Source organism: Paenibacillus sp. DRB1-1 (assembly GCF_052119485.1).
GTDB lineage: Bacteria > Bacillota > Bacilli > Paenibacillales > Paenibacillaceae > Paenibacillus > Paenibacillus polymyxa_B.
On sequence record NZ_JBODQH010000001.1, the window covers coordinates 1,499,670 to 1,511,673 of the forward strand.

At 45.6% G+C, this 12,004-nt stretch carries 6 protein-coding genes; all 6 read right to left on the reverse strand.

The window, feature by feature from the left end; genetic code table 11:
- Positions 1 to 58: 58 nt before the first annotated feature.
- Complete coding sequence (locus ACQW03_RS06540) at positions 59 to 2,788, reverse strand: glycoside hydrolase family 3 C-terminal domain-containing protein (RefSeq protein WP_441948844.1); 2,730 nt, start codon at positions 2,786 to 2,788, stop codon at positions 59 to 61.
- 513 nt (positions 2,789 to 3,301) lie between these two features.
- On the reverse strand, positions 3,302 to 4,285 hold the full coding sequence (locus tag ACQW03_RS06545) for a Gfo/Idh/MocA family protein (protein WP_023987166.1): 984 nt from the start codon (positions 4,283 to 4,285) through the stop codon (positions 3,302 to 3,304).
- A gap of 141 nt (positions 4,286 to 4,426) precedes the next feature.
- Entirely contained in the window at positions 4,427 to 4,921 is a 495-nt protein-coding gene (locus tag ACQW03_RS06550; protein WP_220030807.1) for a GNAT family N-acetyltransferase, read from the reverse strand.
- A 230-nt stretch (positions 4,922 to 5,151) separates the two neighbouring features.
- Positions 5,152 to 10,119 (reverse strand): DUF4132 domain-containing protein, encoded by a 4,968-nt coding sequence (locus ACQW03_RS06555; RefSeq protein WP_441948847.1) that lies wholly within the window; start codon positions 10,117 to 10,119, stop codon positions 5,152 to 5,154.
- A 15-nt stretch (positions 10,120 to 10,134) separates the two neighbouring features.
- Complete coding sequence (locus ACQW03_RS06560) at positions 10,135 to 10,554, reverse strand: hypothetical protein (RefSeq protein ID WP_441948849.1); 420 nt, start codon at positions 10,552 to 10,554, stop codon at positions 10,135 to 10,137.
- Between the two features lie 471 nt (positions 10,555 to 11,025).
- Positions 11,026 to 11,883: a MetQ/NlpA family ABC transporter substrate-binding protein gene (locus ACQW03_RS06565; RefSeq protein WP_071639698.1), complete on the reverse strand. Its 858-nt coding sequence runs from the start codon at positions 11,881 to 11,883 to the stop codon at positions 11,026 to 11,028.
- Positions 11,884 to 12,004: the final 121 nt, after the last annotated feature.

Sequence of the window (12,004 nt, forward strand, 5' to 3'; positions counted from 1 at the left end):
CCGGTGCTTGTGCCCGCGCTCTCTTGAATATAACCATTTTAAAACAAATGTAACGGGATTACTTTTTTGCCTTTTCTGTAGAGGTTGCCGGAATCGTAACACTTCCTGTCAGACGTAAATCCTGAGAGGAACTACCCACATAAATGGGCACTTCACCCGCTGGCATAACCCATGCTTTGGACTTTTCATCCCAATATGAGAAAGCTTTCGGGTCGAGCTCAATGCGAACCTTCTTCTCTTGACCTGGCTTTAACTCTACCTTAGACCAGCCTGCCAGTTGACGGGATGGAGTCTCTACGTTTGTCGGAAGCTTACCGCTATACACCTGTACAACCTCAGCTCCAGCTGTTTTACCCGTGTTCTTCAATTTTAGCGAAACTTCGACGGAACTCGTACGATCGGATTTTTTTCCACTCGCATGCTGTTTTGTTTTCAGATCGCTATATCCGAATGTCGTATAGGATAAACCGTGTCCAAAGGAGAACGCCGGTTGAATACCCGATTTTTCATACCCACGATAGCCTACAAAAATACCATCTGAATAGTCACCTATACCGTTCACACCCGGAAACTTCTCTGGTGAGGACACGGGTGTAGACTGCTCGTTAACCGGGAAGGTTACCGGCAACTTACCCGAAGGATTCACATCCCCGAATAAGACGCGTGCTATCGCATTCCCTTGCTCTTGTCCAGCAAACCATGCTTGTACGATGGAAGGGACTTTGTCCTGCCAGGTATCCATTTGCACGGCTCTGCCGCTCATTTGTACGACAATAGTTTTCGGATTTGCAGCCGCAACCGCACGGATTAGCCGATCCTGATTGTTCGGCAGTTCCATATCGGAACGCTCAACATATCCTTCGCTCTCATACGTACGCGTAACAACAATCGCAACATCCGATTTTTTCGCCAATTTCACAGCGTTGTCAATCAGCTTATCTGACGTATCTGCCGGAGGTTCCCAGCCCAGACGAACCATACCACCGGAATCACGACCATTTGTCGGATAATCAGCGCGGTATTCAATACGTATCTTGTGCTTTTCACCCGCTTTAAGGGAGATGTTCTTCTTCGTAGTGCCCAGCTTTTCACCTTGATTGTCCACGAAAAGCTTATCGTCAAGATAAAGCTTGCTTGATCCCAAACTGGTTAATGACAATGCATAGTCACCATCCTTGGGAGCTGCAATTGCCCCTGTCCAGCGTGCAGATATCAAGCCGTTCAGTGTCGTTGGTGTATTGGGAACTTTAGGGGACTTCGCATTGAAGCCCTGATAATTATAAAATCCAAGGTTCATATTGACTTGGTCATCATTGCGTACAAGAATCGGATTGCCTTCCATCTTGTTATTCTTCCAGTATTCGCCTCGAAGCCCCTGTTCGCCATCTCCATAAGTCGCATACCCAACACTGATATCCTCTTTCTGATCAGATGTAGTCAACAGTGAAGACGGAACAGCCGATGGGCCAGGCATAATGTCTCCTGCAGAGATCGGGTCTGTACCCGGTGCATATTGGACGGTAACACCTTTGCCGACACGATTGCGGATGCCCTCTAACGGACTCACGGTATACGTGGGGTTCACCAACGAACTGCCTCCGCCTGCCACAGTGCCGTTATCTGCATCGGGGCCAATCACAGCAATGGACTTGAGTTTATCTTTAGACAACGGTAATGCATTGTTTTTATTTTGAAGCAGTACCATACTTTCCTCAGCCAATTGACGGGCTGTCTTGCCATGGTCACGGGCATCAATTTGATTATTTTGAGCCGGGTGGTCAAATAAACCTTTGCTGAACATTTGCACCAGAATGCGCCCAGCCTTATCATCAATCGTTTTTTCACTTACCTTGCCATTCTTAACAGCCTCCAGCAACTGATCTCCCCATTTACCATAAGGGGTCCCCGGTGTTTCCAGGTCCAATCCGCTATTTGCCGATTCGACTGTACTCAGGTTCGCACCGTAATCACTCATCACGAAGCCCTTGAATTGCAGTTCCTTCTTCAAGAGGTCGGTCAAAAGAGTTTTGTTCTCACAAGCAGACTCGCCATTGACCTTGTTAAAGGAGCACATTGCCCCTCCCAAATCTGCCTTGGCGATGACTTCTTGGAACGGGCGTATGTAAATCTCATGCAACGCACGGTCACTGACTTTGACATTGGTCGTGAAGCGCTCTGTTTCCTGATTATTCATAAGGTAATGTTTCGCTGTCGCCAAAACAGGGTGGCTTTGTATACCTTTGACATAAGCGGTCGCCATTTGCGATTGCAGTAACGGGTCCTCACCCATAGATTCAAAGTTTCGCGATCCCCATGGAATACGGGCAATATCCATCCCCGGTCCAAGCACAACATTATGAGTTGTATTAAAAGCCTCGTCTCCGATCAAATCACCATACTGTTTGGCAGCTTGGGTATCCCACGTTGCAGCCAACGCAATTGGAGCAGGCAACGCAGTAGATTGCTTGTCCTGCACATCTGGATTAGCGATGCGCACACCCGCAGGTCCATCTGCCATCGTCAGCGCCGGAATGCCCAACCGCTCCATCGAATTATTATAGAATCCATAGTAATTGTTGACCTTGCCAGTCACCAAATCTATTTTTTCTTCCAGCGTCATTTCTTTCAGTAGCAACGCTGTCCGTTTCTCAGCCGACAGGGCCGTGTTCATCCAAGGCCGATCTGTCTGGCTTCCTGCCGCTCCTGCAATATTCATAGGTCCGATCACAACAGCCGCGATAACTGTCATCATCACCATACGGAACAACCATGTTGATTTCACTTTCACGTTTGTAATTCCTCCTTGATGTTAGGTCATGAGGTGAATGCCTATTCAACTCTCACAGGCTTGCAAGGGCTCTCGATCCTGCGAGCTCCGACAAGAATCCAGAGCCACGGGATAAGCAAGCAAGTCAGCAAAAGCCGCAATGGCTCAAGTGACACGTTTACCACCCTACCGTACATTTTCGAAAATTTCATTGAAAGTTTTTGGAAGTACAGCACTAGGCCCTTCACTCTTTTTCATGAAAAGAGAGCGCTCACAATTCAGTTAACTGATAATAAAATTACACTTTTGTAACTTTTTTATGACATATTTTTAACTAATTTTAATCACAAAAAATGATTCATATGTCCCACTCTTGATTTACTCATATGGCGTTACCTAGCGTGTGACCAAAGTCGCTATTTGGGAATTGGAAATACTTATGTATGAGAATTTTACAAAATTCTGGTATAAAAAATTAACGCTCATAAACAAAAAAATTCCAGAGAACCTGAAAGGTCCCTGGAATTAATGTAATTATTCAAACGGATACCGAAGCCCCCACTGTGAACGAATTTGGTCCATCAGTTTCATAATTCCTAATGATTCATCCAAAGAAATAGTAGAACTTTCGAGCAAACCTTCGTTCAAGCAACGCCCGACTTCTTCTGCTTCAAAGGCATAGCCTGTAGAAGATCGGTCATCCTGAAAGTTTTGTGCCTCTTCACCGTCCACAACTAAAGTAGCCGATGTGCTGTTCAGGAATGACGGAATGTGGATATAGCCCTTTGTTCCATGGATGTATGCCTCATTCGTCAATCCGAGACGGACTGCCCCGTTAAGCATAGCCGTGCGTCCTTTTCCATAATCCAGCAAGATCGAAAATGTCTCGTCAACGCCTGTCTCCCCGATATGAGCTGTGCTCCATACATGCTCAGGTTCAGGACCGAAGACCATTGAAGCAAAAGAAACCGGATAAATTCCTGCATCTAATAGAGCACCTCCGCCAAGCTCAGGGTTCAAAAGCCGCCCCTCCGGGTTCCAATCTATTCGAAAACCAAATTCCGCCTTAACCAGCTTTACCTCGCCAATGTGTCCCGCATGTATCCACTCCCGCACTTGGCGAATCGGAGGCAAAAAACGTGTCCACATTGCTTCCATCAGGAATAGCTTACGCTCACGTGCAAAGCCGATCATTTCCTCCAATTCTTTGCTATTGACGGTGAAGGGTTTCTCACACAAGACTGCTTTGCCCGCCCGAAGAGCCGTCAGAACATTTTCTTTATGAAAAGGATGAGGAGTCCCTACGTAAATAGCATCTACCTCGGGATCTTGTGCTAATTCCTCATAGCTCCCGTAAGCCCTTGATATTTGATGCTTAGCTGCAAATTCGGTAGCGCTTTCAATAGTGCGTGATCCAACAGCATACCCTTCTCCATTCGTAACATGCGCCAAATCCGCCACAAATTGATCTGAGATCCAGCCTGTGCCGACAATTCCCCATTTAATCTTTTTGCTCATACTTGTGTCCCTCCCAGCAATTTGGTTAACGTTGACTTACAACATGCCCTTTTATTCTAGCAAACGCCTGTCCTAAACAAAAGAAACATTTGCTAGACGACAGTTTCTTTTGCGACCCAGCAGCATCTTCATTTATACCCATTATTGAATGACGAATCTGTAAAACTTTTTATCCACTTTCATGACTGGAAAACCAATCGGCAATTCTCCTGGAGCTATACTAACAAAGTCATTCTTCTCATAGAAACGATGAGCTGCTACGAATTGTGGTGTTGTTCCAAGATAGATTTCTTCAATAGACCTTTCCCTGGCCCATCCTATGGCATGATGCAATAATTGATTCGAAACATTGAATGTTTTACCTCTATAGTTTTGTTTTACAAACATCTTTCTGAGTGCTGTCTTACGGTTCTCAATATCTAACAAAGCTATAGTCCCTACTACGGTTCCTTCACTAAGAGCCACCCAGAAGTTGCCGTTACCACGCTGATAAAAGTTTTTAATATCAAGCAAATCTGGCTGATCTTCTTTGGTTATGGCGATATTATATTCATTTTTTTGAATATGTAAAATTAAATCGACAACTTGTGATTGATACTCGCTCGAGTACTCTTTTAGAAAGATACTATTAATCATCGTTGTGTTCTCCTATTATCGTCAATTGTTATACTGTTAGATTCTCATCAAACCACAGAACCTAAAATATTACCCATATCTCCTTATTGGCGCTTGATAGACGCTCAATATTAAATAACTCAACCTCCGCAACTAAACTAAGTTTCCACCTACACAGTAGAGGATTTGAAACCATTGTCTAGGTGCGAACGTTGAGTTAATTATGAATCTCTATATATCAGAATTCTATTCTACGCTTGAAGCTGTGTAAGAATTTGCGGGTCCTTGATCTTCTGATCCTCAGCCAACAAGACAATTTTAGATAGAATCTCCGCTGTTCTTGGGTCTTCGTCCAGAAACGGCAGGAAGATGCGTCCACGATGCTGCGAATGCACCGGAATAATATGCAGTGCTCCCTTCGCTTGCTTATAGACACCCCCGCTTCCCAGATGCACAGCATATTCGCCAAGAGTCCCATCTACACGTGCATAATTCCCATCCAAGCGTACATTGCTAATTTTCAGCAAGCGAAGTGATTCCTGCACAATCACCCTACGCATTTCAATGGTCGTCAGACTGGCCTCTGGATCAACGCCGCCTACATGGGCAACACTGACGACCAGATCCACGTCCCGCATAACTTCGGAGAACAAAACAGGAGGAACTTCGTCCAACGGTACGCTCTTATACGTTGTCCGATCAAAGAACTGTACTGTCTCCAGCGTAGGAGCCTCGGTATCCGCTGGTGAGAACCAGTCTGCCATGGCATACAGGTTCGCAATCAGATTCTCGGCATAGTACACCTTCTGGAGTCCGTCCTCATAGCTGACTGTCCATTGGCGACCTTTCAATAGGGATACCGTTTTATTCGGCTGTACCTGGTGTCCCGCATATCGACGGGAAACGGTCACGTTTGCACGTTCATCAGCATTCAGTAGGTACAGCTCACGGAACACCTGCTTAAATGGCTGGCGTATCTGGCGGTCGAATAAGTCCTTTTGGAAGTCGCTCCAACGACCACTTTCGAACAAATGAAGGGGGTGAGCGATAATCAGCTTGTCCTCTTCTCCTATAGTATGCTGTTCAGCAAAAGGAGCCGTCAATACCAACGTTTCCTCATTAAAATATCCGAGGTGATCATCAGCCTTGAAAACCAGTGTTCGCACCAACGGAGCAAGCACAGGATTACCCAGCAGTCCTCTCAATTCCTTCACCATAAAGGTCGTACCAGACTCCATAGAGCGTTCCAATTCTTTGCGAGCTCTGCGGTACTGATCCACTAGATCTCCTTTAAGCTCCTTCAGCGACGTAACATACTCATCCTTCTTGAAACGAGCCGGAATGGATTTCAGCGTCTTGCCTTTGCTGACAATTTCAATATCTGCCGCTCCTTCAGCATCAATGACGAGCTGTACCGTTGTAGCCTCGTCCAAAGCATGTGGCTCAAAATAAGACCGGAGATCATCCAGCTTACGAGCTTCCATGTCCCATACGAGACGGGTTACATCATCATAACCTGCGTTACGTGCCAAATTCCCGAGTGCAATCCGTGAAACGAGTGCCTCACTGGCCTTACGCTGTGCCCCGAATTTTTTGCTTTGTTCCAGAAACCTCTGAATAAAATCATAACGTTCGCGTACATCTGGTTCAGGCGGCTGAGCAAGTGGAATCAGACTGTAGGTCAGCAAATGGTCTTTGTTTCGCTTGTCCTCCACTGACTTTTCCATTTCACTCCGTTTGAGTTTACCCAGCGTCGCATCCGCAAATAACTGGGACCGACGATGATTGGCTCCAGCTGAAATATACTTGGCACAATCGTACAGCAGATCAAATCGTTCCTCGCCCAACTTCTCATAGGCCTCATGAAACCAGTGAATATCGAAGGCACCATCATTAAAATCTTGCGGAGCAATCGGCGAATAATGAGCTACAATCGTTTCCTTCTCGGCCGAAAAACCTTCATTGATATGTGCATGGAAATACCATGCCGCACTGCGAAGCCCTTCCCAACCGAGATAGTCTGCTACAATCTCAATCCACTGTGGAGCATACATAGCAGCCTCCAGCAGACGTTTATCCGTAATTTTAGTGTTTTTCAGCTTTTCCTTGAGCAACGTGGCATTCTCGCCATCACTCGGATAACATGCTTTGAGCAAGTGGCTGAACGATTCTTTTTTGGTAATACGATCACCGTAGCCGTACACATAACCACGCACAAACGTTTCCTTGTCGAGACCCTCCAGAATACGGATGAAATAATCCATACCTTCAATCCGGCTCAATCCCATAACCTTTGGCGTAGCCTCGGTAGGCAAATCGCCTCGAACCAATTCAACCTCTAACAGTCGATCAATAACCGTACGACGTATTTCCAGAAATTCATGTTTGCTAGAAATCCATGTATTGCGGGCATTGGTTAAGGAACTCATATGTCTTCTGCTTTCACTACCAGCCAACAGCTCCCGATACACTTCACCTACACCGATCAACCCTTTTTCATATGCTTTGAAATAATCCTCCAGATCCAGCGGGGAATAAAAACGATTTTCTGCTCCTGGCAGTTCTGCGTAGTTCACAAAGGTATGGAAAAAGCGCTTAAAGGACTCACCATCATGGACCTGCCCCTTCTCCAGTGCTACCCACGGGCCGGACAATAGATGGAGCATTCCCATGTCCTCAGCAGGTCTGTCCTTAGGCACGCCCTGCATTAGTGAATTTAAAGCAAGGTCAATTACGTCAAATGTTTGGTCACCGGATGTGTCCATAAAATAAGCATTAATTAATGTGCTTACCTGATCGGAATAGGTCAGCTCTGCCATCCACTTCTGAACCTCGTTAATCAGATCCAAAGGATACATTTGCTCAGCGAAGTCTTTACGCCATCCTTCCAGCAGCTTGTGCTTGCTTTGTTCTGAATAGTTCATGTTAAAAGAAAAGTATCGATAGTAGCGATCCAGCGTTCGGTCCATAGGCTCCAATCGGTCATAAAAAACAAGCTCCAGCAGTTCACGCGCTTCCATGCCGCTTTCCTGCAAATAACGGTCCCACTCCTCATATAGAGGATATAAAGACAGTCTGGAATCTACTTCTTCATCGATCTGAACCAGCCGTAGAGGACGAAGGTTCGTCCCAATAAGCAATGTATCTTTGTAGCCCGAATAATACTCCGCAGTATATTCCACATCACGATGATGATGAACAAGCTCATCCAGTCCACTCAGAAACTCCTTGAGCTTCTCCAATGGACTAACAAAAACATCGGACAATCGAAAATCACCCAGATCAACTTTCTCTTCCAACCAAGCTTCCTTGACATTCGGATCGTACAGACCAAAACCGTTAGCCCCTGTATGAGCATCCTCCTGTCCCAGCTGGGACAGCAGTTGCTCCTCTTTGGCTGTAGGTTGCTGAATGATATCCGCCAAAGCCCGCAGGCTTTCATACTGTTCGGCACGATCCGGGTCTGCATATATCTTCGTCAATACTTCCAGTCCACCCAATCGTTGCAGCTCCGCCTTAGCACGAAGCAAGCGTTCCAATGAGCCAGCCAGCGGCCCTTCCGATTGTGAGAGCAACACACCAATGACACTTTGTCGCAACGATCCCGTCTTGAGCTTTAATAAGGCTTCCATTTGTTGCATTTCTGGTTCCGACAGCGTCAGCTTACGCGCCTTGGCCACAGCGAACTCACGGATACTCATACTTTTGTCAGACAAACTGGAAAAAATAAAATCACGCTGTACCGTATCCTCAGGGTTTTGCACAAAATGGTTCAACAGTTCGCCACGCAGATTAGGGCTAATCTGTTCCTTTAAGGCTATGATTTCCCCAATCCAAGAAGCGTCCATATCATAACCAGCGAGATACAGCATTTTTTGAATAGGTGCATCTGAGCGGTGATACAGATTTACAAAATCCAGCACCTTGGAGGGCTCGGTGGACTCACCCTTTTTCATATGTACAAACAGGTTATGAAGTCGTTCAAAATCCTTACGCCGCTCCTCTTTGCTCTCCAGCAAAGGAGTGCGCACCACTTTAACAATCCGATCCGCGACCGTCCCGCCTTCTATCCATTCATAAAAATAATTGCTTGTATAGTTCGTCAGTATCCAATATTGAAGCTCCGGGTCCGTTTCATCCAGATATTCTCTCGCAATTCCGAGGCGCACATCCTTGTTGTCACTGTTAGACAGTACATACAGTGCTACAATCTTCTGGTAAGGTGCTCCCTGCTCCATGAGTTTCCGAACATGTCCATACAGATCACATTCCTCATGTACTGCGGTAGCCCACAGACTCATATATACTTCATTAGCATTTGAGCTGGTCAGCCATTCCTGGCGCAGTTCACTTCGAGTCAATGCTTCATATGCCTGCTCGATCAGTTGGCGAACGACCCGCTGATTGGCGGATTCCAAACCCATTCCCGTCCATACTGCAAGCGCCCGCACTACCGAGCTGTAACGAATGAAGCCTTGGTCGATGATCACCTTTAACAGATATATTAGAGCCTCCGGTGTTCCTTCATCCATTTGTTCCACGATACTTTGGCGCAATCCCTCCTGGAGCTTGGCGGCTGCCAAGAGCTCGCCGATCATGCGATAATTCTCCTCCTGATGACTCAGGAGCATGCCTTTAATCATATTGCGCGTCAGTAGCGCCGCCTGATTATCCCCATAAATAATAGCTTTTAACGCCTCAAGCACCTGTAAATTACCGTTATCCAGCTCATAAGCAATCCAATCACCAATCGTTTCCTGAATCCGGTAATCCCTGCCTGGTTCATAATCCTTTTTTGTTAAATAATCCATTACGGAGAACCCGATACAGTTCATTCGGATCAACTGCACCATTCTTTTATAAATCCGGGAAGTATGGGCCGTAATATCCGAAGTCCGAAACGGTTTTCGCGCATACCCTGTGCTGTATGGATATTCAGTCACATGCTCTGTTAAATGGGCGAATACGTCGCCCGCTGCTTGTCCAATTAGAGCACGTAATACCTCTGTCAGCGGCTTAAACAGCGGTTCTCCGCTTTCCGTCGCCCGTTCTTTTAATATTCGCTGACATTCGTTAAATGGCTCCTCGTTCTCCTGTATGTAATGAAGCTTACCCAGTTCCACAACATACTGAGCCAACTCCTGTTGTTGTCCATCCAGTTGCGCCGCGCGCTCCTTCAGTGTGGTGAAATATTCTTGCTCATTGTTCTCTTGATGCATATTTCGTTTCCCCCTCTACCATAGGCCTCCAGCCAGCATTGTGAAGCGTATAAATACAATCTCATGCCCATCCTTCAGTGACAAAGGAGCATCCAGTTCAATAGTTTCCTCGTCACATACAAAAACCCTGTATAAACCATCTTCAAAAGCCTGCATCGCCGTGTTCACGGCATCCTTAATATCCGGGACACCCTCATTATATATGGAACCGAATCCTACTTTGCCTATCTCGCCTTGTGCCTGAACTTCCTCTCCCGTGAGGAACGGAATCAGCGCGACACTCTCCTGCTTTTCCCGTAGCTTTTGAACATTCAGAGCAACCGTTGCAGTGATCAAACCTCGCAATGTTTCTGGAGCAGGACTCAGCTCTAATTCCTGTCGTGCGAGTGCGGGCTTGCGCTTTCCCAGACTTTTTACAGTTACAAACAGCTTCATGTCGTTCCCCTTCCTTTTTATTCACGCTTTTGGCCCGTTGTCAGCTGAATTTTTTGACCCATATAAAAACACCGTTAACGAAATCGAAAACGAATGTTTGTTCGTATATTTATTTTAATATGTTCCTTATCATTACTCCATCGCCCTTTATGACCAAAATTCGCAGCGGTGTAACACCCTAAATTCTTAAAAAATAAGACTTTATACCCTGTTTTCGATAAAATTTATCCATATTAAGGATGGAAAAGAAAAAGACCTGCACAAGGGAGACCATCTGCTCTTCACAGACTTTCTTCCATTATACAGGTCATATTTCATCATAAAACGATGTTTCAACATACTTATTTCAGGATTTTGCAAAATTCGATTCCAGTCGCTCCAAAGTGCAAGATATAGACGAACTAAACCATTTCGATCTATATCTTATTCATTGGAAGTCGCTTATTGGATTTTTGCAAAATCCTCATTTATTTAAAATGCTGGAACAACGCTATCCTTGTAATTGTCCTCAAAAAATTTACGTACTTCCGGTCCGGTCATTCGCTTTGCCAGCTTTTGAATGGCATCGGAATCTGCATTATCCTTACGCGCTACCAGATTAATGGCAAAGTGCGTATCGTCTTTTTCGGTAATCAGCGCGTCCTTCTTCGGTGTCAGACCGAGCGGCTTGGCATATGCGGGATACATGGCAGCCATGTCCACATCATCCAGTGAGCGCGCCAGCATCAACAAATCCACCTCTTTAAACACAAACTTTTTCTTATTTTCAATAATATCAGCCTGTGTAGCATTATAGCCTACGCCTTCTTTAAGCTTGATCAAACCGTTTTGCTCCATCATTACTAAAGAACGTCCAGTATTGGCCGGGTCATTGGCAATAGCAATAGTCGCACCTTCGGGCAGGTCTTTAACGTTCTTGTATTTTTTGGAGTACGCGCCATAAATGGCGTTGTAAATTGGTTTTATCGCTACCAAATCAGACTTGTTGCTTTCATTATATTGTTGCATAAAAGGAGCATGCTGAAAGAAGTTAGCATCCACTTCATGGCTTGCCAATGCGTTATTCGGTTGGATATTGTCTGAAAGCACGACGATTTCCAGATTGACTCCGTCCTGTTTAAGCAGCGGCTTCACGATATCCAGCACATCTGTCATCGGTGGGATTAGCGTTGCTACTTTCAAGGTCACTTCTTTTTGGGAAGTTGCTTCTTTAGACTGTGTTTCTTGAGCAGCCTGCTTTTGACCACCGCATCCGGCAACCAGTAGCATAACGACAGCAAATAGTGTAAGTAATTTCAAGTTCGTTTTCATGTTGTTTTTCCGACTCATTTGATGAGGAACCTCCAAGTAAATTGTGATTGGGAAGATAAAAAATGAGTTACAGTGGGAGCCGCAGCCGCTTCGCGAATGATTTGATCTTACGATCGCTGTTGAAACGGGATTCTCTCTG